The 26,087-nt window shown below is 46.7% G+C and carries 22 protein-coding genes and 1 tRNA gene; 13 read left to right on the forward strand and 10 right to left on the reverse strand.

Translation table 11 applies throughout. The features are described 5' to 3' along the window. The first annotated feature begins 216 nt into the window (after positions 1–216). The 4 genes from pnp to DKW60_RS06675 all read left to right on the forward strand — a co-directional run bounded on the left by pnp (position 217) and on the right by DKW60_RS06675 (position 4,802). Complete coding sequence (gene pnp, locus DKW60_RS06660; RefSeq protein WP_109836873.1) at positions 217–2,364, forward strand: polyribonucleotide nucleotidyltransferase; 2,148 nt, start codon at positions 217–219, stop codon at positions 2,362–2,364. 158 nt (positions 2,365–2,522) lie between these two features. Beyond that, complete coding sequence (locus DKW60_RS06665; RefSeq protein WP_245929605.1) at positions 2,523–3,077, forward strand: sigma-70 family RNA polymerase sigma factor; 555 nt, start codon at positions 2,523–2,525, stop codon at positions 3,075–3,077. Then, complete coding sequence (locus DKW60_RS06670; RefSeq protein ID WP_109836874.1) at positions 3,065–3,787, forward strand: anti-sigma factor; 723 nt, start codon at positions 3,065–3,067, stop codon at positions 3,785–3,787. Before DKW60_RS06665 ends, DKW60_RS06670 begins: the two co-directional genes overlap by 13 nt. A 13-nt stretch (positions 3,788–3,800) precedes the next feature. Further along, positions 3,801–4,802 carry an esterase-like activity of phytase family protein gene (locus DKW60_RS06675; protein ID WP_109836875.1) on the forward strand — a complete coding sequence of 334 codons (1,002 nt, stop codon included), beginning with the start codon at positions 3,801–3,803 and terminating at the stop codon, positions 4,800–4,802. Positions 4,803–4,892: 90 nt separating this feature from the next. Here the strand turns inward: DKW60_RS06675 and DKW60_RS06680 are convergent, their stop codons facing one another. Beyond that, positions 4,893–5,588 carry a ComF family protein gene (locus DKW60_RS06680; RefSeq protein ID WP_109836876.1) on the reverse strand — a complete coding sequence of 232 codons (696 nt, stop codon included), beginning with the start codon at positions 5,586–5,588 and terminating at the stop codon, positions 4,893–4,895. A 17-nt stretch (positions 5,589–5,605) separates the two neighbouring features. Beyond that, positions 5,606–6,994, reverse strand: coding sequence for a sodium:proton antiporter NhaD (gene nhaD, locus DKW60_RS06685; RefSeq protein ID WP_109836983.1), 1,389 nt, complete (start codon positions 6,992–6,994; stop codon positions 5,606–5,608). A 130-nt stretch (positions 6,995–7,124) separates the two neighbouring features. Here nhaD and moaC point away from each other — a divergent pair, with 130 nt between their 5' ends. Then, positions 7,125–7,601, forward strand: a complete 477-nt coding sequence (moaC, locus tag DKW60_RS06690) for a cyclic pyranopterin monophosphate synthase MoaC (protein ID WP_109836877.1) — start codon at positions 7,125–7,127, stop codon at positions 7,599–7,601. 138 nt (positions 7,602–7,739) lie between these two features. Here moaC and minE read toward each other — a convergent pair whose 3' ends face one another. From minE to minC, 3 genes are all read right to left on the reverse strand, one after another. Next, on the reverse strand, positions 7,740–8,009 hold the full coding sequence (minE, locus tag DKW60_RS06695; RefSeq protein ID WP_109836878.1) for a cell division topological specificity factor MinE: 270 nt from the start codon (positions 8,007–8,009) through the stop codon (positions 7,740–7,742). 16 nt (positions 8,010–8,025) lie between these two features. Next, positions 8,026–8,832: a septum site-determining protein MinD gene (minD, locus tag DKW60_RS06700; protein ID WP_109836879.1), complete on the reverse strand. Its 807-nt coding sequence runs from the start codon at positions 8,830–8,832 to the stop codon at positions 8,026–8,028. A 92-nt stretch (positions 8,833–8,924) separates the two neighbouring features. After that, the gene (gene minC / locus DKW60_RS06705) at positions 8,925–9,671 is read right to left on the reverse strand and encodes a septum site-determining protein MinC (RefSeq protein WP_245929607.1); all 747 of its coding nucleotides are present in this window, start codon (positions 9,669–9,671) and stop codon (positions 8,925–8,927) included. A gap of 104 nt (positions 9,672–9,775) precedes the next feature. On the opposite strand from minC, the gene mfd reads away from it, so the two are divergent. The 4 genes from mfd (at position 9,776) to arsJ (ending at position 17,176) form a co-directional block, all read left to right on the forward strand. After that, complete coding sequence (gene mfd, locus DKW60_RS06710; protein ID WP_109836881.1) at positions 9,776–13,231, forward strand: transcription-repair coupling factor; 3,456 nt, start codon at positions 9,776–9,778, stop codon at positions 13,229–13,231. A 176-nt stretch (positions 13,232–13,407) separates the two neighbouring features. Next, positions 13,408–14,370 carry an ArsJ-associated glyceraldehyde-3-phosphate dehydrogenase gene (locus DKW60_RS06715; protein WP_245929614.1) on the forward strand — a complete coding sequence of 321 codons (963 nt, stop codon included), beginning with the start codon at positions 13,408–13,410 and terminating at the stop codon, positions 14,368–14,370. Between the two features lie 82 nt (positions 14,371–14,452). Next, positions 14,453–15,940 (forward strand): protein adenylyltransferase SelO, encoded by a 1,488-nt coding sequence (locus tag DKW60_RS06720; RefSeq protein ID WP_109836883.1) that lies wholly within the window; start codon positions 14,453–14,455, stop codon positions 15,938–15,940. Positions 15,941–15,976: 36 nt separating this feature from the next. Beyond that, positions 15,977–17,176, forward strand: a complete 1,200-nt coding sequence (arsJ, locus tag DKW60_RS06725) for an organoarsenical effux MFS transporter ArsJ (protein ID WP_109836884.1) — start codon at positions 15,977–15,979, stop codon at positions 17,174–17,176. A gap of 131 nt (positions 17,177–17,307) precedes the next feature. Here the strand turns inward: arsJ and DKW60_RS06730 are convergent. The 5 genes from DKW60_RS06730 to DKW60_RS06750 all read right to left on the reverse strand — a co-directional run bounded on the left by DKW60_RS06730 (position 17,308) and on the right by DKW60_RS06750 (position 22,114). After that, positions 17,308–17,398, reverse strand: a tRNA-Ser gene (locus DKW60_RS06730). Between the two features lie 64 nt (positions 17,399–17,462). Then, positions 17,463–17,795, reverse strand: coding sequence for a DUF1820 family protein (locus tag DKW60_RS06735; RefSeq protein ID WP_245929609.1), 333 nt, complete (start codon positions 17,793–17,795; stop codon positions 17,463–17,465). Between the two features lie 60 nt (positions 17,796–17,855). Then, the gene (locus DKW60_RS06740; protein WP_109836885.1) at positions 17,856–18,350 is read right to left on the reverse strand and encodes an LPS-assembly lipoprotein LptE; all 495 of its coding nucleotides are present in this window, start codon (positions 18,348–18,350) and stop codon (positions 17,856–17,858) included. Positions 18,351–18,381: 31 nt separating this feature from the next. After that, positions 18,382–20,973, reverse strand: coding sequence for a leucine--tRNA ligase (leuS, locus tag DKW60_RS06745; RefSeq protein WP_109836886.1), 2,592 nt, complete (start codon positions 20,971–20,973; stop codon positions 18,382–18,384). 169 nt (positions 20,974–21,142) lie between these two features. Beyond that, positions 21,143–22,114, reverse strand: a complete 972-nt coding sequence (locus DKW60_RS06750) for a phosphotransferase (RefSeq protein ID WP_109836887.1) — start codon at positions 22,112–22,114, stop codon at positions 21,143–21,145. Positions 22,115–22,352: 238 nt separating this feature from the next. Between DKW60_RS06750 and DKW60_RS06755 the strand changes: the two genes are divergently transcribed. Genes DKW60_RS06755 through DKW60_RS06770 form a run of 4 tightly spaced genes read left to right on the forward strand, consistent with a single transcriptional unit; the run spans position 22,353 to position 26,027 of the window. Continuing rightward, complete coding sequence (locus tag DKW60_RS06755) at positions 22,353–24,110, forward strand: thioredoxin domain-containing protein (RefSeq protein WP_109836888.1); 1,758 nt, start codon at positions 22,353–22,355, stop codon at positions 24,108–24,110. After that, positions 24,107–24,883 (forward strand): MotA/TolQ/ExbB proton channel family protein, encoded by a 777-nt coding sequence (locus tag DKW60_RS06760; protein ID WP_109836889.1) that lies wholly within the window; start codon positions 24,107–24,109, stop codon positions 24,881–24,883. The genes DKW60_RS06755 and DKW60_RS06760 overlap by 4 nt, the downstream gene beginning before the upstream one ends. Further along, positions 24,883–25,548 (forward strand): hypothetical protein, encoded by a 666-nt coding sequence (locus tag DKW60_RS06765; protein ID WP_109836890.1) that lies wholly within the window; start codon positions 24,883–24,885, stop codon positions 25,546–25,548. Before DKW60_RS06760 ends, DKW60_RS06765 begins: the two co-directional genes overlap by 1 nt. Next, the gene (locus DKW60_RS06770) at positions 25,536–26,027 is read left to right on the forward strand and encodes a hypothetical protein (protein ID WP_109836891.1); all 492 of its coding nucleotides are present in this window, start codon (positions 25,536–25,538) and stop codon (positions 26,025–26,027) included. The genes DKW60_RS06765 and DKW60_RS06770 overlap by 13 nt, the downstream gene beginning before the upstream one ends. Positions 26,028–26,087: the final 60 nt, after the last annotated feature.

The following is a 26,087-nucleotide window of genomic DNA, read 5'->3' on the forward strand; positions in this document are numbered from 1 at the left end:
GGCAATATTACATGCCTGACACCGGGCAAATACTCATAGCACAAAGTGCTCTCATTCACAGGTACTCACCTGCTATAAAGTTTGCCAAATAAGTATAACAAGTCGTCACGCAGGAAGGTTGTTCAAAAGCAGTTGTCTCCTACAAGCTTGAGCCAAACCGAAAACGACTATTTTTGAACAGCCTGCCGGTGACTCAAATTTCAGAAAGGAATAATTATGTTTTCTGTTGTAACTACAACATTCCAGTATGGTGAGCATACTGTTGAGCTAGAAATGGGCGAGATCGCTCGCCAAGCAAGTGCTGCTGTCAAAGTTGATATGGGTGGTACTGTTGCACTGGTTTCCGTGGTTGGAAAGAAAAACGCAGACCCTGGTCGTGACTTCTTCCCACTAACGGTTAATTACCAAGAAAAGGTTTACGCAGCGGGTAAGATTCCCGGTGGTTTCTTCAAGCGTGAAGGTCGTCCTAGCGAATCTGAGACATTGATTGCACGTCTGATTGACCGCCCAATTCGTCCATTATTCCCTGAAGGCTTCATGAACGAAGTTCAGGTAATCGTCACTATCATCTCTATCAACCCTGAAGTTGACCCTGCGATCCCTGCAATGCTGGGCACTTCTGCAGCACTAGCAGCATCAGGTATTCCTTTTGCTGGCCCAATTGGTGCTTCGCAGGTTGGTTTCGTTGATGGTGCATACGTCCTGAATCCAAGCAAGACTCAACTTGAAGAATCTAAGCTAGACCTAATGGTTGCTGGTACTGACGGTGCGGTTCTGATGGTTGAATCAGAAGCTCAGGAGTTGTCTGAAGAAGTCATGTTAGGCGCTGTGGTATTTGGTCATAACCAGATGCAAAGTGCGATTGCAGCGATTAAAGAGTTTGCTGCTGAAGTTGGCAACGAAGCGTGGGACTGGACTGCACCTGAAAAAGATACTGCACTTGAAGAAAAAGTTGCTGAAATCGCTGAAGCAGACGTGATTGCTGCATTCCAGGTTGCTGATAAGCTGGATCGTCAGGATCAGGTTGCAGCTGCTCTGGACAAAATCATCGCGACATTGATTCCTGAAGATGCAGGTGAAGACGCGCCTTCAGTGGATGCAATCAAAGGTGCATTTAAAGACCTTGAAAAGAAAGTGGTTCGTGGCCGCGTTATTGCAGGCGAGCCACGTATTGATGGCCGTGATACTACAACCGTTCGTGGCATCGAAACTCGCGTTGGTGTATTGCCAAGAACTCATGGTTCTGCCCTATTCACTCGTGGTGAGACTCAGGCACTGGTTGTTGCAACACTGGGTACTGCACGTGATGCACAGATTATTGATGCATTGAGCGGTGAGTACAAAGATCACTTCTTATTCCACTACAACTTCCCTCCATACTGTGTGGGTGAGACTGGTTTTGTCGGTTCACCTAAGCGTCGCGAAATCGGTCATGGCCGTTTAGCAAAGCGTGGTGTATTGGCTGTAATGCCTGATCAAGAGACATTCCCGTACACAGTCCGTGTTGTTTCTGAAATCACAGAATCAAATGGTTCAAGTTCGATGGCTTCTGTTTGTGGTTCATCATTGGCATTAATGGACGCTGGTGTTCCGATCAAAGCACCGGTTGCTGGTATCGCAATGGGCTTGGTTAAAGAAGGCGACAAGTACGCTGTACTGACTGACATCTTGGGTGACGAAGATCACCTTGGCGATATGGACTTTAAAGTGGCTGGTACTCGTGAAGGTATCAACGCACTACAGATGGACATTAAGATCGACGGTATCACGCAAGAGATCATGCAAACTGCATTGTCTCAGGCTCATGGCGCACGTCTTCACATCCTTGATGAAATGGAGAATGCTATCTCTAAGCCTCGTGAAGAGCTATCTGAGTACGCACCTCGCTACGTTGTGATGAAGATCAACCCTGACAAGATTCGTGAAGTTATCGGTAAGGGCGGCGAAACAATTCGCAGCATTACAGAGCAGACTGGTGCACAGATCGATATCAGCGATGACGGCACCATCAAGATCGCTGCTATCGATGGCGTTGCTGGCAACAAAGCAAAAGCGATCATCGAGTCAATCACAGCTGAAGCTGAAGTGGGTAAGATCTACGACGGTAAAGTTGCCAAGATCATGGACTTCGGTGCATTCGTTACAATCCTTCCGGGCAAAGATGGCCTGGTACACATCTCTCAAATCAGCAACGAGCGTGTTGAAGATGTTAATGCTCACCTGAAAGAAGGTCAGGAAGTACGCGTTAAGCTGCTTGAGATCGACCGTCAGGGACGTATGCGTCTAAGTATGAAAGAGGCGAATGCTGATGATGCAGCACCAGCTGAAGCAGATGCAGTGACTGAAGAAGCGCCTTCTGAGTAAACTACTCGTGCAATACAGGGTCACTAAAACGTGATACCAGAAAGGCCTCTTCGATAAGAGGCCTTTTTTTTGGCATCCAAAAAGCATTACACTACGTTATTAATCACAACACTAATAAATGTTCCCGGGCTTGAATTCACCCGATGGAGCACTTAATTATGGACACACCGATGGAAGATAACTTTGCGGAACTTTTGCAGCGCTGTTCCCGGCAAGATCAGCAGGCATTTAAGCAGCTCTATCAGGAAGCATCACCAAAACTCTACAGTTTGGCATTACGATTGATGCAGAAGCCGGAATTAGCGGAGGATGTGTTACAGGAGGCGTTTATCAAAATCTGGCAAAAGGCCGACAGTTATAACGTACAGAAAGGTAAAGCACTGACTTGGATGGCAACAGTAACCCGTAACAAGGCTTTGGATAAATTAAGAAGTCTGAAACTTAAATATGCTGAGACGGATATTCAGTATGAAGGACTCGATTTTGCCTCTGATGATTTAGAACCAGAACATCAGGAAGACTTGAGTCAGGAAATGCAAAGGCTAAGGGAATGTCTGAAACAACTGCAGCCCGCACAACGTGAGTGTATTTTACTCTCGTATTATTACGGCCACACCCACCAAGAGCTGTCAGAAAAATTAAATAAGCCATTAGGAACCGTTAAGGCCTGGATCCGTCGTGGATTGGAGACACTAAAACCATGTCTGAGTTAAATCGATATCAAAACCCGGAAATTTTTGAAAAGCTGGCGATGTCCTATGCTGCGGGCACGCTGCACGGTCGGGCGAGACGCCGCTTTGAAGCACTCAAAGAACAGCACTTTTACCTTGAGGCAACCACTAACGCCTATGAGAGCCAGTTTGGCAGCTTGGTTGAATTATTACCCAACGAAAAGCCTTCGGATCAAGTCTGGAAAAATATTGAATCCAGTATTATGGCAGACATTAGTGAGAGCGAACCTAAGGCAGAGAAACGTCAGTGGTTCAGTTGGTTTAAGCAAAGCTATGCTTTTGCATTGATGGCTCTATTAGTAGCGACACTGGTTGTAATCAACCCTTTCTCGGAGATTGAGGAAGCAGTAGCCTACAGTGTCGTGTTCGAATCTGAAGACAAAACACCAATGGCGATCACACGTATTACACAAGATGATCTGTCTGTCTCGGTTGATATCGTCAAAGATATTCCGGTAGATGATGGCTCAGTTTTGAAGCTATGGTGTCGCCTGAAAAAAGGTGGCAAAGCCATGATGATGGGCACGATTTCCAAGACTGGTCGCACTGTGCTGAAGATAGATGAAAAAGAGTGGGATAACCTGAAGGCAGTTGGTATGTTGGAAATCACATCAGAATCTGCAAAGACAAGTGCTAGCCCAATGACTAAAAAAACCATATTATTAGGACAACTCAATCCGATTACTAGATAATTAGTAAAATAATATGAATAGATCGATTACATCATGCCTGCCAATTCGCGCAGGCATTTTATTACTCAGTGCTTTGCTATTAATGGCTTGTGGCACAACGGCTCACTCAACCTCCTACCGCGTGGCTCTCACTCCTGAGGGTTTTAGTGGCAATCAGTACATGAGAACCAAGCTTTTAGGCAGTATCGCGTTGAGCGGAGCAAAGACTAATGGCATTCCAATGGTTGAGTTATCCGATATCGCCTGGGACCCAACAACTCAGACGCTTTATGGAATATCCGATAATGGCTACCTCTACACCATGAAACTGACATTCAGTAATGATCGATTGCTGAATACCAAAGTGGTCAAAGCAGTAAAACTAACCGGCTCCAACAACAAAGTACTCAGCGGTGCGAACAGAGACTCTGAAGGCTTAGATCTCATCAGAAAAAACAACCGTAGCGAGTTAATCATTTCTTTTGAAGGGAACAGCCGCGTTGAGCGCTATAACACTAATGGACAATATATCGGTACGATTGCCATACCTAAAAAAATTGCTAACAAACGTAGCTACCGAAATGGCAACAAAGCACTGGAAAGTGTTGTTGTACACCCTAAATTTGGCGTACTAACCGCCGCAGAACTGCCGCTTAAAGCGAACTATATCAATACCCAGACCATTTACTCACAACATGGTAAAGAGTGGAACTTCCCGCGATACAAAGCTGCAGAAAGCTCTATCACCGCGTTAGAGGTACTGTCCAATGGCGATATACTGGTTATGGAACGCGCCTTCTCAGGAATCTTTCAGCCTCTGGTGATTAGTCTCAGACAATTACAGATAAACCAATGCGACCAAAAGAATAACTGCCCTATTAAAGACATCGCTGTATTTAGCAGTGCTAATGGCTGGACTATGGATAACTTTGAAGGACTAAGTCACCTAAATGGGAATCGCTATCTAATGGTATCGGATGACAATAAAAGCCCGATACAACAAACGCTTATGGTGATGTTCGAAGTATTGCTCTGAGTGAGTAAATACCTGTCTGATCAGACAATTCTCTTGTAAGAAAGAGACTGTTACGAATAAACGATGTGAGTGACTTCTGACTAAGACACCTTACCGGGCTGTGGCACGAGCGACAGCCCATACAGACACCTTTTCTACACCCGCATCTTTAAGTAATTGAGCGATCGTGTTTGTTGTTGCCCCAGTGGTAATTACATCATCTAAAATAACGATGTGACGAGGCAATTTAACACCCTCTGTTAATTCAAATGCGCCTCGTAAATTCTCCTCACGCTCCTCTCCCTTCACCATCGTTTGATGCTTTGTATTTTTGATACGCTTGAGCCCCTTGAACAAAGGCACGGGTAAATGCTTATTCATAGCCCGATAAAGCTCATGCGTCTGGTTAAATCCACGCGTTCTCAAACGCGCTTTATGCAAAGGCACCGGAACAATAGCATCCGGCATATCTAGCGCTAACTGTGAGAGATGTCTGGCCAACAGAGTACCAAGTACGTTGGCATTCGCGAGCTGATTAGCATATTTCATGCGAGTGATGAGGTGATCAACCGGAGAGGCGTAGTGCAGAGCACACGTGACGGAATCAACAATAATAGGATGTAATTCACAGTTCAGGCAGACGGTCTGCTGTGGGTTTTCAATTGGAATACCGCAGTCACGGCAGGTATGAAGCAACCAAGGTAAATCTTGCTGGCACGCTGTACAAAGTGAGATACCATCATCACTGATCGCATCACACAACACACAAGACGGTGCGAACCACTGTTTCAGCCTTGCGCCAAGCATAGCCCGCACCGGTCTGTTTAGAATGACAAATTATAAATAAACATGTGCACCGCTATACTCGCCACGTAACCCAGTGCAATCGCCCACGTCCACTTTAAGTGAGACATAAAAGTATAAATGCCACGTGCTTGTCCCATCAATGCAACACCTGCTGCAGAGCCAACGGACAACAAAGAGCCACCCACACCGGCTGTCAGAGTAACCAGTAACCACTGACCGTGTGAAAGTTCAGGATTCATACTTAGCACGGCGAACATCACCGGAATGTTATCAACAATAGCAGACATCACACCCACTAGAATGTTGGCATAGGTTGGACCTAATACACCATAAAGCACACCAGAGACCTGCGCCAGATAACCTAACGCCCCCAAGCCACCAACACAAAGGATGACGCCATAGAAAAACATCAAGGTGTCCCACTCAGAGCGTTGCAATTGGTTGTAAATATCAAAGCGACCGATACGGTTATCATCAACTCTGGAACGATCACTATTTTTCAGGTGATGACCATAAAGTTGCAACAAACCAAGACCTGTCATCATGCCCAGCATTGGTGGCAGGTGGAACATATTGTGGAATGTAACTGCAAGGAAAATGGTAAAGACAAACAAGCCCACAACCACAAAAGCACCATATTTTAAACGAGTCTCTTCTGTTTTGGGCTGAGGGTGCGCCTTAGGCAAGAACATTGAAAAGATAAATGCCGGAATTAACCAGTTCACAAGCGCAGAAGGCAACAAACCCAGGAAGCCACCAAAACTGACTTTACCGGCCTGCCAAACCATTAGCGTCGTAATATCACCAAATGGACTAAACGCACCACCGGCATTGGCAGCAACCACAATATTGATACAGGCAAGAACAACAAACTTTTTCGTCTTATCATTTTGTAAGATGGCTCTTTTACCACCCGAGACTGAGATCACCACCGCAGCCATCAATAAGGCAGTTGTCAGGTTATCGGCCAGTGGTGAAATAATGAAGGCCAGCACACCCGTAATCCAAAAGATTCCTTTCAAGGTAAAACCTTTAGAAATCAACCATCCGCGTAACGAGTCAAATACGCCTCGCTCCTCCATTGTATTGATGTAAGTCATCGCTACTAACAGGAACAACAGAAGATACGCATACTCCAGCATATTGTGACTTAGGAATGCATCAACCTGATCAGACTGACCAATTCTTTGATAAGAAATAGCAACAATCACCCAAATAATACCGGCTGCAACAATGACCGGTTTTGATTTTCTCAGGTGAATGACATCTTCCAGGATTACTAACGTGTAAGCCACCAGAAAGACCAGTACAGCAATCCAACTAAGGGGAGATGTTGTTAAATCATGAGGAACTAAGCCTGTGCTTCCGGAAGAGGCAAACGCAGGTGAAATACACGCAAGCAGCATGCCCAGCAGCAGCGCGATTTTAGGATTGGTAGGCACGATAATATTCTCGAATTAGGTTATGCTTAATCTGAGCCAGATTAAAAAAGCGCGAATTGTAGCATGCCAAATTAGAGGATCGATAATACTCAACATGGATAAACTAAGCCATTTCAACCATAACGGAGAAGCTCACATGGTCAATGTGGGCAGCAAAGATATCACACACCGAACTGCAATCAGTACAGGGCGGATTGATATGTTAGATAGTACCCTTGAACATATTTTAAAGGGTGACAATAAAAAAGGTGATGTACTCGGTGTTGCCCGAATCGCTGGCATCATGGGGGCTAAACGTACCGCTGATTTGGTACCACTTTGTCACCCCTTAGCACTGACTAAAGTCGAGATTGATTTGGAAACTCAAACGAATCCTCCCTCAGTGATTTGTACCGCCACGGTAGAAACCCGAGGACAAACAGGCGTTGAAATGGAAGCGCTCAGTGCCGTTCAAATTACTCTGTTGACTATTTACGATATGTGTAAAGCCGTGGATAAAGGAATGCGCATTGAAGGGGTGAGATTATTGGAAAAGCGCGGTGGAAAGTCAGGAACATGGAATGCTGAGTAACCCAGCAAAGAAGGTATCGTGCACTAAACCTTAAGGATAATTAACTAAGCTCGTAATGAGCAGAGCATCCGGCAGCTTTAGGCTAGATAGAGCATCCGCCACCAAAACGATGTGAGGTGGCGGATCAATCAAAGCCGACTACTTCGAATCAGGCAGGGTGATATTGAGTTCCAGCATATCGAAGTCATCTCCCTTCTCCACCTGAAAATTCACATCATTATCACTGACCGATACGTATTTACGAATCACTGCAATAATCTCTTCACGAAGCTTTGGCAAATAGTCCGGACCTTTGTGGCCACCCGCGCCCATCGCATGCTCGTGAGCAATCAGAATCTGTAATCGCTCCTTTGCTGCCTTTGCCGTATTTTTCTTACGGTCCTGGCGAAATAAGTCAAATAAACCCATAATTCTACGACTCTCCTTAGCCGAACAGTTTCTTGAAGAAACCCTTCTTCTCAATATCCATAAATCGGTGAGGAATATCTTCACCAAGGAAACGGTCGATAGCATCAGAGTAAGCCATACCCGCGGTACTTGCCTTGTCCAGAATGACTGGCTGACCACTGTTTGACGCCTGCAATACACTGCCTGACTCCGGGATTACACCCAATAGAGGAATCGACAAAATCTCAACAATGTCGTCTACACTCAACATGTCACCGCCTTCAACACGCTCAGGAGAATAACGAGTCACCAGTAAGTGCTCTTTTACCGTATCGCCACGCTCAGCTGCTTTTGATCGGCTCTGAAGAATCCCAAGAATACGGTCAGAATCACGCACAGAAGACACTTCAGGGTTGGTAACAACAATTGCCTCATCCGCGAAATAAAGTGCCATAAAAGCACCCTTCTCAATACCAGCCGGAGAATCACAAACGATATAATCAAAGCCGTCTGCTTTCAGCTCTTCAATAACTGACTCAACGCCTTCCTGACTCAAAGCATCTTTGTCGCGGGTCTGTGAGGCAGGTAAAATAAACAGGTTGTCTACTCGCTTATCTTTGATCAGTGCCTGCTTTAATGTTGCTTCACCATTGATAACATTAACAAAATCGTAAACAACACGACGCTCCACACCCATAATCAAATCCAGATTACGTAGGCCCACGTCAAAATCAATCACAGCAGTCTTATTACCTTTTTCAGCCAAACCGGTTGCGATCGCTGCGCTGCTGGTAGTCTTCCCCACACCACCTTTACCAGAGGTGACAACAATTACCTTACTCAATAGTGCTCTCCTAATTAATTCTGCCACCGACTATTCCCAGCCAATGGCATACAGCCCGCTCATCATAGCAAATAAACGTAAACGCTTATCTCCTAATCCAATGCTTCAATTATTAACTTTTCTCCATCCAAGCGAATCATCGCTGGTTTTCCGCGCAAATCAGTATCGCCTTCATCCAGTAATTGATAGCGCCCGGCAATCGCAATCAGTTCTGCGTCCAATGACCGGCAAAATATTCTGGCATTTGTATCACCATGCACACCGGCCAGTACGCGCCCTCTCAATGCGCCATACACATGCACAGAACCACTTGCCATAACTTCTGAACCCGCTGATGTATGTGTCAGCAGTACAGCGTCACCCTCTTCCACAAATACCTGTTGTCCTGAGCGAACCGGTTTTTCGATCAACTTGCTGATATTAGCCGATGCTACCGGCGTTTCCTCAACCTCAGCTGGTGCCTTTACCTCATCAGACTCAGAGGCTTCTTCTGCTACAGCAGCTGCTTCTGCTTTCTTAGATGACTTCGGGCCTGCTCTTAACACAGACCAACCTGCCTTGATAATTGCAGCTTGTTGCTCCGGCTCAACACCACGAACACCTACCGGCACAAACATCAAATCGATCAAACGTTGCTTCAACGCAGCTAAATCTAACTCTGCTAGCGTCTCTACAATCAAACTACAGTCAACAATGACCGGACTATTCAAAAAAAACGACGGTACCTCATCACGCTTTTTTTCCAGCTGGTCAGCAATCTCTTTCACATTAGTAGAGTGCAGATGCAATACGTTCAGCATTGACATCTCACCTTTTATTTCCATCGCTGTATTACTCACACCGTGATCCCTGTGCTAATTTTCATGACCTGTGATAATAGCCCATTTAGCATCGCAACTCACCGTAAATACGCGTACAATCACCGCCTTTTAAGCTAAGTGCTATGCCGACTCCAACACTGAATCCGGTTTACCCCTCAAAAACCAATAAACTGATCCATTGGGGACGACTACATGGCTCAGCACAAGAGCTACTGATTGCCAATGCTGCCAAGGAATTTCAGGGACTCATCGTCGTTGTGACTCCGGATACCCACAGTGCTTATCTGGCACAGGCACATATCAAATTCTTCTCCGGTCTTGAAAAAGTAGATATTTTTCCGGACTGGGAAACATTGCCTTACGATGTTTTCTCACCCCATGAAGACCTGATTTCACAGCGTTTGAAAATGCTGCATCAATTGCCGCGCACTCAGAAAGGCGTACTGATTGTGCCGATATCAACCCTGATGCAACGCTTAGCGCCAACGGATTATGTGAATCAACATGCCTTGTTGCTCAAAAAGGGTGAAACACTCGATATCGATAACTTCAGGCAGCAGCTTGAAGCATCCGGCTACCGCCATGTCACTCAGGTCTATGAACATGGTGAATACAGCAGCCGTGGCTCGCTGATTGACCTGTTCCCGATGGGCAGTGAAAAACCCATCCGTATTGATTTATTCGATGATGAAATTGACAGCCTGCGCACTTTTAATACCGAAGATCAGCGTACGCTGGAACAAGTAGATTCATTCGAGCTGCTACCCGCTCATGAATTCCCACTGAGTCCGGACGGCATTAGCACTTTCCGTAAGCAATACAGCGAACAACTCGGTGGCGATTTATCCCGTAGCCTGATTTACGATAATGTCACACAAGGTAATCCACCAGCGGGGATTGAATACTATCTGCCGCTGTTCTTTGATCATACCGCTACGCTATTTGACTACCTGCCAGAGAAAACACTCTTCATCTACAGCGAAGAGGTGAAAGCTGCTGCCGAGCACGTTGAAAAAACAGTGATTGAACGTCACGAGCAACGTCGCCATGATATCGAGCGCCCTATTCTGCCACCAGAGCGATTATTCCTCAGTACCAATAGTTTGTTTGACCTGCTTGAAAATCTGAGACGTATCGAAACATCGCGCTTTGAACGACCAGAGCCTTGCCATAATTATGCGGTGCGTACGCTGCCATCCATGCTGATTCAGGCACGTAGCGAAAAGCCAATGATGTTGCTGGAGCAATTTCTAAAGCAACATGCCGGACGCTTATTATTCACAGCAGACTCAGCGGGTCGCCGTGAAAATTTAATGGGCCTGCTACGGGACAATCACTTTTCACCAACGCTCAGCACGGATTGGCAAGAATTCATCGACACCACTTCGCCGTTTGCTGTCACCACAGCACCGTTAGAAGAAGGCTTATGGGTACTCAATGAAACTGACCCAACTCAGTCATTAGCCGTCGTTCCTGAATCCATGCTGTTCGGTCAGCAGGTGCAGCAAAAACGTCGTCGCCGCAAACCCACGCGTGATGCCGACGCTATTGTTCGCAACCTGACAGACCTTACCGAAGGCTCGCCAGTGGTTCATGAAGAGCATGGTGTAGGTCGCTATTTAGGCATGCAAAAGCTCGATGCCGGCGGTATTCCTCAGGAATTTATTACGCTGGAATATGCGGATAAGGCAAAGCTATATGTGCCGGTTGCCTCGTTACATTTAATTAGTCGATATACAGGCACATCCGCTGACAAAGCACCGCTGCATAAGTTAGGTAACGACCAGTGGGATAAGGCACGCAAGAAAGCCGCTCAAAAAGCACATGATATCGCTGCTGAATTATTGGAGATTCACGCCCATCGTGCTGCACAAAAAGGTCATGCTTATACGCTGGATGAGCTGGAATATAATTTATTCGCAGATGCCTTCGGTTTTGAAGAAACACCGGATCAGGCCACGGCGATTGAAGCGGTAATTGAAGATATGTGCGCACCACGCCCTATGGATCGTGTGGTCTGTGGTGATGTTGGTTTTGGTAAGACGGAAGTGGCTATGCGCGCTGCGTTTGTCGCCGCCAATGCGGGCAAACAAGTCGCCATGATTGCACCAACAACACTTTTAGTTCAGCAGCACACCCGTAACTTTCAGGATCGCTTCGCTGACTGGCCGTTTGAGATTGCCTCACTGTCACGCTTTGGCACAGCCAAGAGTACCCAACAGACACTGGATGGCATTGCCAGTGGCCGCATTAATATCATTATCGGCACGCACAAACTGATTCAGGGTACGGTTGAGTTTAAAAACCTTGGCTTGGTCATCGTCGATGAAGAGCATCGCTTCGGTGTGCGCCACAAAGAACAGCTGAAGAAAATGCGCGCCAATGTCGACATGCTGACCATGACCGCCACACCGATTCCGCGAACGCTGAATATGTCACTGTCTGGTCTGCGTGATCTCTCAATTATTGCCACCGCACCTGCCGCGCGACATGCCATTAAAACCTTCATTAATGAGTGGGATAAAAACACCATTCAAGAAGCTTGTGCCCGTGAGCTTTCACGGGGTGGTCAGGTGTACTTCCTTCACAACGAAGTAAAAAGCATTGCCAAAATCGCAGATGATTTACGCGCTATGCTGCCTGATGCCAATATCCGCTTTGCTCATGGCCAAATGCCAGAAAGCGAACTCGAAGGCATTATGAAAGACTTCTACCATCAGCGATTCCAAATACTGGTGGCAACGACCATTATCGAAAGTGGTATCGATGTGCCTTCGGCGAATACCATACTGATTAATCGTGCGGATAAATTAGGGCTGGCGCAGCTCCATCAGTTGCGTGGTCGAGTTGGTCGCTCCCATCACAAGGCTTATGCCTACCTGATCGTTCCGAACCGCAAGAACTTAACCAGCGATGCGAAGAAGCGTCTGGAAGCACTGGAGTCACTGGAAGAGCTGGGTGTTGGTTTCACACTGGCCTCACATGATTTGGAAATTCGTGGTGCAGGTGAATTACTGGGTGATGATCAAAGCGGCCAGATCCAGGAAATCGGTTTCACTATGTATAACGACTTGCTGGAACGTGCAGTCAAAGCACTCAAAGCCGGCAAACTGCCAAAGCTGGAAGTCGGTGGCGGCAAACAAACCACGGTTGACTTAGGTGTACCCGCCCTTATTCCGGACGACTACCTACCGGATGTGCATAACCGTTTGATTCTCTACAAGCGTATTGCCAGCGCAGAAGATGCGGAATCCTTACGTGATTTACGTGTAGAAATGATTGACCGCTTTGGCCTACTGCCTGAAGCCACGGCCAATCTATTTGAAACAACACGCTTAAAACAAATTGCTCAGGACCTCGGCATTCTCAAGCTGGAACTTGCGGCGGAAGGCGGACGTATTGTTTTCAATGACTCACCGAATATTGACCCAATGAAGTTGATTCAGCTGGTACAAAAACGCCCTTGGGAGTTTAAGTTACTGGGGCAAGATAAAATTAGTTTTGAATACGCTGAATCCACTGTTGAACAACGCGTGCAGTGGGTGAAAAGGTTGTTTAATGATATTAAGCAGGAATAAAGCCCTCAGCGATATCAGCCTTCTTTCTGAGGAGGCTGATTACTACATCAAGCGACTCGCCTCTTGTCACTCCAAATTTTGTCACACGCCATTCATAAAACCAGCCTATAATTCTGTCTTTTAAAAGCGACAGGTATTCGTTCGTGGCAAACATAGGCATTAATGGTTTCGGGCGCATGGGTCGTCTCGGTATTCGCGCGGCATGGGGTAACCCTGCATTTAATTTCACTCACATCAATGAAATTGCAGGCGATGCGGCAACCTCAGCACACCTTCTTAAATTTGACTCGGTTCAGGGAACTTGGCCAGTGGATTGCAGTGCTGAAGGCAGTGAAATGATCATTGGTGACCACACACTCACTTACTCCAGCAATCAAGCCATTGAAGACACCGACTGGTCTGGCTGCGACATTGTGCTGGAGTGTAGTGGCAAGTTTAAAACTGTTGAATCCTTACAAGCCTATTTTGACCAAGGCGTGAAAAAAGTCATTGTGTCAGCACCAGTCAATGATGTGCTGAATGTGGTTTATGGCGTGAATGATCACCTCTATAACCCAGCAGAAGATCATATTGTTACAGCGGCATCCTGTACCACTAATTGTCTGGCGCCAGTGATTAAAGTAATGCATGAAAAAGTCGGCATTAAACACGGCTCGATGACTACCATTCATGATATTACCAACACTCAAACCATTATTGATAAAGGCCATAAAGACCTGAGACGTGCGCGTGCTTGTGGGCAATCTCTTATCCCGACCAGCACAGGGTCAGCTAAAGCCATTACCAAGATCTTTCCAGAGCTGACGGGAAAATTGAATGGGCTGGCAGTTCGCGTGCCACTGCTAAACGCTTCACTCACCGATTTAGTGTTGGAAGTTGAACGCGAGATTACCGCTGAAGAAGTCAATGCACTATTCAAAGAAGCCTCTGAAAGCTATCTGAAAGGCATTCTTGGTTATGAAGAACGCTCGTTGGTATCAGTTGATTATAAGGGCGATCCCCGCTCCTCTATTGTTGATGCGCCATCCACCATGGTGATCAATGGTACGCAGGTGAAGATTTATGCCTGGTATGACAACGAGTGGGGGTATATGAATCGCATGATGGAGTTGTGTGAGAAGGTAACACAAACTCTATAATCACCTGCTTGACTGGCAGGTTATCCAACGCTGCCAGTCAAACTGATATAGCATAAGCCCAAACTCAAACACGGCCTTATCAATGAGCAACTCTCCTGCATTCAAATTCGACAATAGCTACGCCAGACTTTCTGAAGACTTCTATGCCTCAGTTGATCCTACACCAGTCAAAAGTCCCTCGTTAATCAAATTCAATACAGCGTTGGCAGAGCAATTAGGCATCAACGTATCAGCATTAAGTGATCAGCATCTGGCAGAACTTTTTTCAGGGAATGAACTAGCAGAGGGTTCTGAGCCGATCGCAATGGCCTACTGCGGGCATCAATTCGGCAATCTGAACCCGCAATTGGGCGACGGGCGCGCCATCTTGCTTGGCGAAGTTATTGCAAAAGACGGCCTACGCTACGACATTCAACTCAAGGGCCCCGGTCGCACACCATTTTCAAGAAATGGCGATGGACGTGCCGCACTTGGCCCAATTCTTCGCGAATACTTACTCAGTGAGTCTATGCATGTATTGGGTGTGCCAACTACGCGAGCTCTGGCAGCTGTGAGTACTGGTGAAATGGTGAGGCGTGAACAGCTGTTACCTGGGGCCATCATAACTCGCGTTGCTCGTGGCTTTGTCAGAGTCGGCACCTTCCAGTATTTTGCGATTCGTGGAAAAATTGATGGCACCAGAAAGCTGGCTGACTATGTGATTGATCGCAACTACCCCGAACTCAAAGCGACTGAAACTCCCTATCTATCGCTATTAGAGTCAGTAATCGAGCAGCAAGCCAAACTCATTGCGAAATGGATGCAGCTTGGCTTCATACATGGTGTGATGAACACCGATAATATGTCTGTTTCAGGCGAAACCATCGACTACGGCCCCTGTGCCTTTATCGATGAATTCCATCCGACAAAAGTATTCAGCTCAATTGACAGGCAAGGCCGATATGCCTATCAAAACCAACCTGCCGCGGGTCATTGGGATTTGTGCCGGTTCGCTGAGGCCTTAGTGCCCTTGCTTGATGAGGATCAGGAAACAGCTGGTGAAAAAGCCCAACAGGCGATCAATACCTTTCCAAAGCATTATGAGCATTACTGGCTCACAGGAATGGCGCAAAAGCTCGGTTTGAGCGCTCCCACTGAAGCAGACCGTGGACTTATCAACGCCCTACTGGATTGCATGGCAGAAAATAAGGCCGACTTCACTCTGACATTTTACCATCTCTCCAATGCACTAGCAGAGAGCACTGAAAACGATGGAGCTATTCGTCATTTATTTAGCAACCCAGAGTCATTTGATGATTGGGCTAAGACCTGGCGCAAGCGATTAAGCACCGAGCAAACAAGTGATGAAGCGCGCCAGATCGCAATGCATGCAGTAAATCCACTTTACATACCCCGCAACCACTTAGTCGAAGCGGTCATTCGTGCTGCCGAAGATCGAGGCGATTACCAACCGTTTTATGAGTTATTAGAGGTGCTGCAACAGCCTTATACTGAACAACCAAGAAGGGAGCGATTAGCAGAACCACCAAAGCCCGAGGAAGTCGTTCTGAATACGTTTTGCGGGACTTAATGAATTAGCACTCACTACCCAAGCAGAAAACAATCCATGACCAGAGATCTCAAAAACTACCTAACCGTCACCGGCGGTTATTGGGCATTTACCCTTACCGATGGCGCCATCCGTATGCTGGTGGTTTTGTATTTTCATCAACTCGGATACTCAGCACTCGCCATCGCTTCGCTGTTTTTGTTCTACGAGTTTTTTGGTGTCATTACCAATCTGGTTGGCGGTTATCTGGCGTCACGACTCGGTCTGAATGTCACCATGCATATCGGGATGGCCATGCAAGTGGTTGCGCTCGTTATGCTGGCTGTACCTGAGGCATGGTTATCCGTTGTTTATGTCATGGCGGCTCAGGCCTTGTCAGGTATCGCGAAAGACCTCAATAAAATGTCTGCCAAAGCTAGTGTCAAAACGCTGGTTACTGATGACAGCAACGGTCAATTATTCAAATGGGTAGCAATACTCACCGGCTCTAAAAATGCATTAAAAGGAGTTGGCTTTTTTCTTGGCGCTGCACTGCTGCAATGGCTTGAGTTCAGAGGGGCACTATTCGCTTTAGCAGGTGGCCTTTTAATCGTGCTAATCATCACTTGGATGCTGCTGCCTAATGAACTTGGCAAGGCTAAAGCCAAACCCAAGTTCACCCAAGTCTTCTCACAAACAGCCGCAATCAACTGGTTGTCAGCCGCACGCTTTTTCTTGTTTGGTGCGCGTGACGTTTGGTTCGTCGTCGCCCTACCCGTATTTTTGCACAGCGTACTTGGCTGGAGTTTTGTCACCGTAGGGAGCTTTATGGCGTTGTGGGTGATTGGCTACGGCTTTGTGCAAGCTGGCGCGCCTGCATTGCTACGTAAAAGCGCACAGGGCCAACAACAGAAGCTTGCCCGGCACTGGGCACTCATCTTATTAATAATTCCCTCTGCGATGGCGATAGCCCTGTCACAAGGCTTTTCACCATCGGTTGTGGTCATCGCCGGACTTGCCTTATTTGGCGTGGTGTTTGCGATTAACTCAGCGCTGCACTCCTACCTGATTCTGGCGTATGCCGATGGCGATAAAGTATCTCTCAATGTCGGCTTCTACTATATGGCAAATGCAGGTGGCAGACTCATCGGCACTATATTATCTGGCTGGGGATATCAACAGTTTGGTCTGGAAGGTTGCCTGTGGATTTCAGCGTTATTTATTGGACTAACCTTTTTGCTTTCGTTCAAGCTCCCTCAGCTCGGCAGAGCCGCTTAAGCCATCGCGAGCAAGTAAAGCTTTGTTGAAGCAGCGCTTGCAGAATAACAGACACAAAAAAGCCTCGATAAACATTTGCTTACCGAGGCTCTTTCTATTACTGATCGTGGTCAGTACCAGTAACTAAATCTTGGCGGAGAGACAGGGATTCGAACCCTGGGTGGGCTACAAACCCACGCCGGTTTTCAAGACCGGTGCATTCGACCACTCTGCCATCTCTCCGAAGAGCGCGTATAATAATCAAAAACCATCATACACGCTAGTGCTTTTTCAAACTTTTTTAAAATTATTCCTTAGACCCGCCAGAACCTGACGCACTAGGGAAAACTGCAACATTCGTACCGTCATCATAGTCCGATATTTTGCACACACCGCGCTCTTTCACTTCATCAATGCGTACCACACTATGCAGAGGAATAAAGCTACGCTTCACACCATCAAACTCTGCTTTCAGCTTCTCTTCGCTAGGATCAATCACGATCTCACTAGCGTTGCCAAACACGATCTCTTCAACCGCTAAGAACCCGTATAAATCGGACTCATAGACCTGTTTAGCGAAGATATCGTAGACCTTATCTTTATTGATAAAACTGATTTTGTACAGCCGTGAATCGTTCACGCGGATCCCACCTTGAATAAATTGATCGGCCTTTCTACCAGATAAAGATAGCGACCGCAATTAAACCGCGAGACTTTTTAATTTAAGCAGAATCAAACGTGCCGCATCCTCGCGTAAAGCCTTGCGAATCTGGCTTGCTTCTTCCCGCTTACCAAGGACATAGTCTGCATCGTAGTTCATGGTTTTATCAAGTTTAACCTGATCTGACGCGACCGTTTTTCCATCAATAATAATTTTATAATCAAACAGGATGAACAGCATGTACTGGCGCACATCAAGATCTGCATCGAAAGAAGCAGTACGTCTGTCCTCTGATAACCGACTAATGACTAATCGTGTATTCGATTTACTACGGGTGGATAAATTACTGCGCGCATCTGTAAAACTGTCTTTGAGCACCCGACCAAAACCAGATCCCGTACTAATACCCTCCAGTTTTACTTGCTGAAGGGTATCTGGTAACGCAGTCGTTTCCCGCAGGTGAAAACCACAGGCAGTAAGCGCTAACAAAAGCACTACACTCAGAGATATTGTACCGATATGAGCGAGCTTCATACTGCCTCCAGTTGATGGCACTTGCCGGGTATTAGCCAACGACAATGTTAACTAAGCGACCTTTCACTACAATAATCTTGCGGATGGTTTTGTCTTCAAGAAAACGCTGAACGTTACTATTTTCCTGAGCCATCGCTTTAACGCTATTCTCGTCCGCATTCACATCCACGTCGATCTTACCGCGCAGCTTACCGTTCACCTGTACCATCAACTGCACAGTACTTTGAACCAATGCCTGCTCATCCACCTCTGGCCATGGGTAATCGATCACGGCATCGCTATGCCCTAATCCTTCCCACAACACCTGAGTCACATGCGGTGCAATTGGTGACAACATGAGTACTGCAATTTCCAATGCTTCCTGACGTACGCTCAATGTTTGAGGATCAGTACCTTTGAATTTGGAGACATCATTGATCAACTCCATATTCGCCGCGATAGCGGTATTAAAGGTATAACGACGCTGCATATCATCGGTGACTTTAGTCAATGTCTGATACAGTTTTTGGCGCAATGCTTTCTGTTCATCGTTAAGGCTAGCCACATCCAACGCTGGCGCTGTTCCGGCACTCACATGCTCCTGCACCATACGCCACAAACGCTTGAGGAAGCGATTAGCACCCTCAACACCAGAGTCTGACCATTCCATACTTTGATCTGGTGGAGCCGCAAACATAGAGAACACGCGCAAAGTATCCGCACCATACTCTTTAATCAGCTTCTGAGGATCAACACCATTGTTTTTGGACTTGGACATTTTACTCATGCCCGATGCAATCACTTCTTCACCCGTTGCAGTCAGTGTCGTTTTAATCGCTTGCCCGCGACTATCACGCTCAACCGTCACATCTTGTGGAGCAATCCAGTTTTGACCGCCCTTTTCATCCTCAATGTAGAAGGTGTCACATAGCACCATACCCTGAGTCAGCAATTTAGTGAATGGCTCATCACTGTCAACCAAACCTTCATCACGCATCAGCTTGTGGAAGAAACGCGCATACAACAAATGCAGTACGGCGTGCTCGATACCACCGATATATTGATCGACCGGCAACCAGTAATCTGCACGCTCATCCAGAATAGATTTATCGTTATCAGGCCCTGTAAATCGCGCGTAATACCATGAGGATTCAAAGAAGGTATCAAAAGTATCTGTTTCACGAGTCGCTTCGCCACCACACTTCGGGCAGCTGGTCTCGTAGAACGAAGGCATTTGCTTAATCGGCGAACTACCGGACTCATCAAATTCAACGTCAATCGGCAACTCAACTGGCAACTGATCATCCGGAACCGGTACTGCGCCACAATCATCACAGTAGATAATTGGAATCGGGCAACCCCAGTAGCGTTGACGAGATACGCCCCAGTCGCGCAGACGGTAATTAATGGTCTTACGGCCTTTGCTATGCGATTTCAGTAAATCAGCAATGGCATCAAACGCTTCTTCAGAAGTCTGACCATCAAAGTCACCGGAATTAACCAGTACACCTTTTTCAGTGTATGCCGCTTCCTGAACATCAATCTCATCGCCATTAGCTGGTGCAATTACCTGCTTAATTGGCAAGCCATAGCTCTTGGCAAAGTCCCAGTCGCGCTCATCATGACCTGGTACAGACATCACCGCGCCTGAGCCGTATGACATCAATACAAAGTTCGCCACCCAAACCGGCACTGTTTCACCCGTTAAAGGATGAATCGCGTACTCACCGGTTGGCATACCACGCTTTTCCATGGTCGCCATATCAGCTTCTGCGGTTTTAGCAGTCTTACAGCTTTCGATAAATTCAGTCAGTTCAGGATTGTTTTCAGCAGCACGTAATGCCAATGGGTGCTGGGCTGCAACAGCCACATAAGTCACACCCAATAAGGTATCAGGGCGAGTGGTGAATACTGACAAGGTGTCATCGGAGTCTTCAATACCAAACTCAAGATCAACGCCTTCAGAACGACCAATCCAGTTCTCCTGCATGGTGCGAACCTGCGCAGGCCACTCTTCTAACTTCTTAACGTCAGACAGTAACTCATCCGCATAGGCAGTGATTTTGAGGAACCATTGGTCAATTTCACGTTGTTCAACCAATGCACCGGAGCGCCAGCCACGGCCATCCACCACCTGCTCATTCGCTAATACGGTGTTATCAACGGGGTCCCAGTTTACCGTGGCTTTCTTACGGTAAACCAAGCCCTTTTCAAATAACTTAAGGAAGAACCATTGCTCCCAGCGATAGTAGTCCGGCTTACAGGTCGCTAGCTCACGAGACCAGTCATAGGCAAAGCCCATTTTCTGCAACTGGCCGCGCATGTCAGCCATATTGGCATCTGTCCAAGCCGCTGGTGGCACATTGTTTTTGATCGCAGCGTTTTCTGCAGGCAGTCCGAAAGCATCCCATCCCATTGGTTGCAGGACATTTTTTCCCTGCATACGCTGAAAGCGACTGATTACATCACCGATTGTATAGTTCCGCACGTGTCCCATGTGGAGCTTGCCACTTGGGTAGGGGAACATAGACAGGCAGTAGTACTTTTCTTTGCTCTCATCTTCTGTAACAGTAAAGGCATCTTGGGCATCCCAAAAGGCCTGAACATCGGCTTCAACGGTAGAATGATCGTATTGTTCCTGCATAAGCGTCTTGGTAATAATTCTATAAAGCAGGAAGGATACCGAGGATTAACCCCATCTGCTAGTGATGAATGTTAGTTAATGTGGATATTTAGTGTTGTTTTTTGTTTTTTATCACCCACTTGCAGCCCTACATAAAGCCACTTTATCTGCTTATTGATCCTACTTTTATTTAAAGGTTTTCAATTACTTCGCGAGCTATCCGTTCGCTGTAGGCGTGTATCTTCCAGTGGCCCGGACTCCAGCCTTTTAAAAAGCGATAAAAATCTGTCCAGGCGATTGGGTACATCGGTCTCCAGGCAACCTCAACATCCGATGGATTAATCTGCGGCTGATGAACGGCTAATGCAGTAGTCAATTCTGTAAAATAAATATTCAATAAATCAGTTTCGTAACGCTCGCAATCCGCTTCATTCAGGCAGCTACTGATAAAGTAGGCAACATCTTTCATGCCGCAACCACCACCCACATACTGAAAGTCGACAGCAGCGACCTGCTTGCCATCCTCTGAAAAACAAAAGTTGGCCAATTTGGCATCACCGTGCACAAAGGTCTGGAATGGTGCTTCGTTTAATCGATCATCTAATACTGAAGCGGCTTGTTTCAGCGCCCCTTCTTCCATACCTGCAAGCTCATCAGGCCGTGTTGCCAAGTGCCAATAGGTACCAACCGGCCACAGCTGCTCTGGCGTTTTCCCCAGAAACGTTGCATGAAAGTTGGCTAACCACTTCAGGCAAGCGGTTATGTGTTCCCAATTCGCATTACAAACCAGTGACGGAAAACCATTACTGCTAAGGTCTTCCAATATCATGATAAAACTATTTTCTTGTTGCTCCAGACCAAGCGTTTTTGGAACGCGACAGTGCTCGTTACTATGGTCTGCCCAACGTTGGTACCATGCCGTTTCTATTTGGTAAGAACGCAGTTTGCGGTGATGTGAAAAATCCGTATTCCAGCCTCTGGGGTGCTGACTTAACTCTGGCAAGCGGACGTGTTTGACAATGACTGATGACCATTGAGAACCGGTTAATTCATACCGCTCCAAGCTGCCGTAACCGCTCCACAAGCTTTGTATCGTCGTGACAGACCGAATGTCGATGGCTTGGGTAGCATCCAAAATCATGTCTTTAAGTTGTGTCTTCATAAAGTTTGTTATCTACTCAAAATTCTGAGAACTAAGTGGATCAAGTTGCACCTATTGGCCATCAATGATCTTTTAAAAAATGACTGCTCCCCATTAGGGTCAATTTACAGATGGATTAGCTCTGTGCTAGAACTATTCACACGAGGAATCATGAATAGTCACAGTGAAATCAATTATTTCCAAGCTTGTACGATGTCTACTGCCAAGCCTTCTGCTGATTAGTTCAGTCCAGACTGCGATGGCTGCCTCCCCATTAGCTGAGCAAGCCTCCCCATACTTACGAGCACACGCTAAAGATGCCGTTCAATGGCGCCCTTTTGGCACAGCAGCCTTCGCTGAAGCAAAAGCTAAGGATAAAGCAATATTATTATCCAGTGGTTATTTATCTTGTTACTGGTGCCATCGCATGTCTGAAGATAGCTTCAGGAAAAACGCAGTTGGCCAACTGATTAATCAACAGTTTATCCCTATTTTACTGGACCGTGAACTAGAGCCGGAAGTGGATGATTATCTGCAAAAATTCATGACTCAGCAACGCGGTTTCGGCGGCTGGCCACTGACCGTAATGCTCACTCCTGACGCAAAACCGATTGCCGGATTCAGTTATCAAGCGGCCGATGAATTTATTAACACCATCAACAGCTTTTCAGAGAACTGGCAACGACAGCGTCAAAATATCGAAGCAAGTGCTGCGACCAAATCAAAACAACTAATATCGCCATCAACGTCAAAAGCCAACGCTACGACGCTTGATAAACAGAGTTTATTAAATAACTTCTTGGAACAGAGCCAACGCATCGCTGACAATGACTATGGGGGTTTTGGACAAACTGAAAAATTTCCCTTTGCGCCACAATTGGCAACCTTACTTTATCTGGATCGGTTGAAACAAACCCCACAAGTCGAGCTTCGTAACTTTTTAATGATTACATTGCAAGCCATGATGGGCGGTGGTTTACGGGATCATGTGGGCGGTGGCTTCTTCAGATACTCGGATAATCGTCAATGGTCAGCGCCGCACTTTGAACAAATGCTTTACACGCAGGCGCTAATGGCTCCTCTGCTTTTGCAAGCCGGTGAGCAGTGGAAAAACGGTGCTTTCACCGAAGCTGGCAGCGAGGTATTACTAGGTATGATTAATCACTTCCAGCGACCTGACGGCTTATTTCGTACAGCACTTTCTGCCGTCAGTGAAAAGGGGCAAGCAGGTGGATACTATCTATGGACAGAATCTAATTTAAAAAAGCTGCTTGGTCGTGATTATTCCAATATCTATGCACTGGATACCGGCACGCCTAAGCAATATCTGCCACTGATTCAGGTAAGTGGCTTGCAGCGGATGAGTATTCGGCAACGCTTATTGAATGAGCGACAGAAGCGCCAGATGAAATACGACGATAAGGCGCTGCTGGGCTGGAATGGACTCGCGCTATCTGCACTGGCGAGAGGTAGCCAGTTGCATCCGTCTATTTATGATGCAGGGGCACGTTTATATCAGCAGCTTGAGCCACTGTTAGCAATGAAGACATTACCTCGTCTGATTGATACCAAACAGGCAGGGCCGGCCCAATTCACGGATCAGGTTTATTTTGCTCACGGACTCTATCAATGGGGGGCGGCCAGCAAAAATCAATCACTCATCAGTCAATCCGGTCGTTTGCTTCTGACACTTTATGAGAATTATTACCAAAATGGCTACTGGCAAGCAGCAAGCGATAAACCACTGATTGGGGAACAACTGAGTCGGGCGTTAGTTGACACCGAACTTCCCTCAGCCAGTGGGCTATGGCTCAAGACCTCCAGTCAATTACTGAACGACTCAGTTCATAACGATAGTAGTGAAAAACAAACGATAGCGCTTCAGCAAGCCTTAAAAACCATTAGCAAGCAACTCCCCGACACACTTGTTGATGATGCCTTTTTTCACGGCACCAGCCTCAGCGCCCTGCTTTATATCGCCACTCAGAACCATGCCGCAAAGGAGTCAGACCATTGATTATCGCACCACATAACAAATGCGGAAGAATAGATAGTTACCGCCCCTTATATGGCTGGCTAGTGTTATTTGGTTTGATGCTATTCGGTGGCTTTTTGCTGTGGTGGCATGAGCTGTGGCAACCCGTATTAACGCAGGATAAAACTTATCTGTCCGGTGTCATTATCATATTATTCATACTCGTAACCCTGTACTTAGGACGCTGCACCTGGCAATTAACCCAGCAATCCTTACTGGCTGAAGACTTAATCAACGCACCGCACACTAACGAAAATACTCAACAACACAATAGTGGCACCAGCACGCAAAAAACGGAACATAGCTCTTTAAACACTCAAGGCTGGGCCTCGGAGTACCTTCACCTATTACAACAAAGTCAGCAGCAAACTGACAAAGGACAAAACCTTACTGAGTCTTTACAGGCCAGATTAGTGGAGCAAGTTTATGGCCCACATAGCTCAGGCTGGTTTCTGTCAGACCTATTACTACGTCTTGGATTGATGGGTACAGTGATTGGCTTTGTACTAATGCTTGGCTCCGTGGTCAATCTGCAGGATGAAGGAATCAATGCCCTCAAACAGCTAATGACCAGTATGAGTAGCGGTATGCAAGTAGCGCTTCTCACCACACTCACGGGACTCGGCTCTGCCATGCTGATTAGTCTGCAATGTCAATGGCTGGACCGCTGCGCCGATCAACTAGTCAGCCGGATTATTGAAATCAGTACGTTCAATGTTTCATCAACCAATGGCCACCATACGGAGAGTCATTGATGGCTGGCCTCTACCAACGCCAGCGCAACAACCAACGCACAGACCCGTTTATTGATTTGTTATTCAACACCCTGCTCGGGTTTAGCTTTTTATTTCTGATCAGTCTGGTGTTTATCAACCCCGACGAGGATCAGGCCAAGGTGGACAAACAAGCCGAATACGTTATCACCATTAGCTGGGACAAAACACTGGCCGATGATATTGACCTGTGGGTGTATGCGCCAAGTGGTCATACCGTTTCCTATCTGCAAAAAGAAGCGGGTTGGCTGCATTTAGACCGAGATGACCGCGGTGAAGTGAATGATAAATTGCTGATTGACGGTCGTGAGGTAGTCCATGCAGTCAATGAGGAAGTAGTCACTATTCGTAACCGACTTGCCGGTGAGTACATTGTTAATGTGTACTTTTACGCAGCCGATAGCAAAAAGCGCCCACCCCGAAAAATACCAGTCAAATTGAAAATCGACCGCATAAACCCACGCTTTGAAACAGTGTACGTTGATCAGGTGGAGCTGACCGCGCAGGACCAGGAGCTAACCGCAGTGCGTTTTACACTTGATGATGAGGGCAAAGCCGGTCAGTTCAATAAACTCCCCAAACAGCTCACACCCTATGGCTTGGACCACATGCCTGAACAGATACCGGATGACTTATGGACCAAATAAACGCCAGCCTGCCACTTGTGTTCGCCTACGTGTTACCGCTGTGTTTATTGGTCTGGCTATGGCTATCGGTAAACATTAAATCTCGTACCAAACTGTTGTTAACGCTTTGCTTACCCGTGATCTATGCAGTACATTGGTATGGTTTACAGAGCTTACGCGGTTGGCCTGCCAATCAATCATTACCAAATCAATTTGAATTGATTGCTGCCGATGTGGTCGAACCCGAAGCTAGTCAGAATCGCGATGGCAAAATCCACTTATGGATTCGACAAAAAAGCAATGGCGAGCCCCGTGTGTATGGTCTGCCCTACACTCGCCAATTACATAAAATACTATTTGAAACCAAGCAACGCATGGAAGCAGGCCAAACTCAAATGGGAAGACTCTACGATGCCAGCAGTAATCGCGGCGCCGCAATTGGTAACAACCAAAAACTGGAATTCCAGAATGCGACACGCGCGATGCTGCCGCCTAAATAGAGACTTCATTTATCCCCCTCATCAGATTGATCCAAAAAAATTAGGCATCCCCCCCACATT

The organism is Leucothrix pacifica, assembly GCF_003172875.1.
Classification (GTDB): Bacteria; Pseudomonadota; Gammaproteobacteria; order Thiotrichales; family Thiotrichaceae; genus Leucothrix; species Leucothrix pacifica.

Coding starts and splice junctions, on each gene's coding strand:
- DKW60_RS06675 (WP_109836875.1), top strand. CDS start 3,801: ATGAATAGATCGATTACATCATGCCTGCCAATTCGCGCAGGCATTTTA.
- DKW60_RS06765 (WP_109836890.1), top strand. CDS start 24,883: ATGGCTGGCCTCTACCAACGCCAGCGCAACAACCAACGCACAGACCCG.
- DKW60_RS06670 (WP_109836874.1), top strand. CDS start 3,065: ATGTCTGAGTTAAATCGATATCAAAACCCGGAAATTTTTGAAAAGCTG.
- moaC (WP_109836877.1), top strand. CDS start 7,125: ATGGATAAACTAAGCCATTTCAACCATAACGGAGAAGCTCACATGGTC.
- mfd (WP_109836881.1), top strand. CDS start 9,776: ATGCCGACTCCAACACTGAATCCGGTTTACCCCTCAAAAACCAATAAA.
- DKW60_RS06715 (WP_245929614.1), top strand. CDS start 13,408: ATGGGTCGTCTCGGTATTCGCGCGGCATGGGGTAACCCTGCATTTAAT.
- DKW60_RS06680 (WP_109836876.1), bottom strand. CDS start 5,588: ATGCTTGGCGCAAGGCTGAAACAGTGGTTCGCACCGTCTTGTGTGTTG.
- arsJ (WP_109836884.1), top strand. CDS start 15,977: ATGACCAGAGATCTCAAAAACTACCTAACCGTCACCGGCGGTTATTGG.
- DKW60_RS06665 (WP_245929605.1), top strand. CDS start 2,523: ATGGACACACCGATGGAAGATAACTTTGCGGAACTTTTGCAGCGCTGT.
- DKW60_RS06770 (WP_109836891.1), top strand. CDS start 25,536: ATGGACCAAATAAACGCCAGCCTGCCACTTGTGTTCGCCTACGTGTTA.
- DKW60_RS06750 (WP_109836887.1), bottom strand. CDS start 22,114: ATGAAGACACAACTTAAAGACATGATTTTGGATGCTACCCAAGCCATC.
- nhaD (WP_109836983.1), bottom strand. CDS start 6,994: ATGCTGCTTGCGTGTATTTCACCTGCGTTTGCCTCTTCCGGAAGCACA.
- DKW60_RS06740 (WP_109836885.1), bottom strand. CDS start 18,350: ATGAAGCTCGCTCATATCGGTACAATATCTCTGAGTGTAGTGCTTTTG.
- DKW60_RS06755 (WP_109836888.1), top strand. CDS start 22,353: ATGGCTGCCTCCCCATTAGCTGAGCAAGCCTCCCCATACTTACGAGCA.
- pnp (WP_109836873.1), top strand. CDS start 217: ATGTTTTCTGTTGTAACTACAACATTCCAGTATGGTGAGCATACTGTT.
- minE (WP_109836878.1), bottom strand. CDS start 8,009: ATGGGTTTATTTGACTTATTTCGCCAGGACCGTAAGAAAAATACGGCA.
- leuS (WP_109836886.1), bottom strand. CDS start 20,973: ATGCAGGAACAATACGATCATTCTACCGTTGAAGCCGATGTTCAGGCC.
- DKW60_RS06720 (WP_109836883.1), top strand. CDS start 14,453: ATGAGCAACTCTCCTGCATTCAAATTCGACAATAGCTACGCCAGACTT.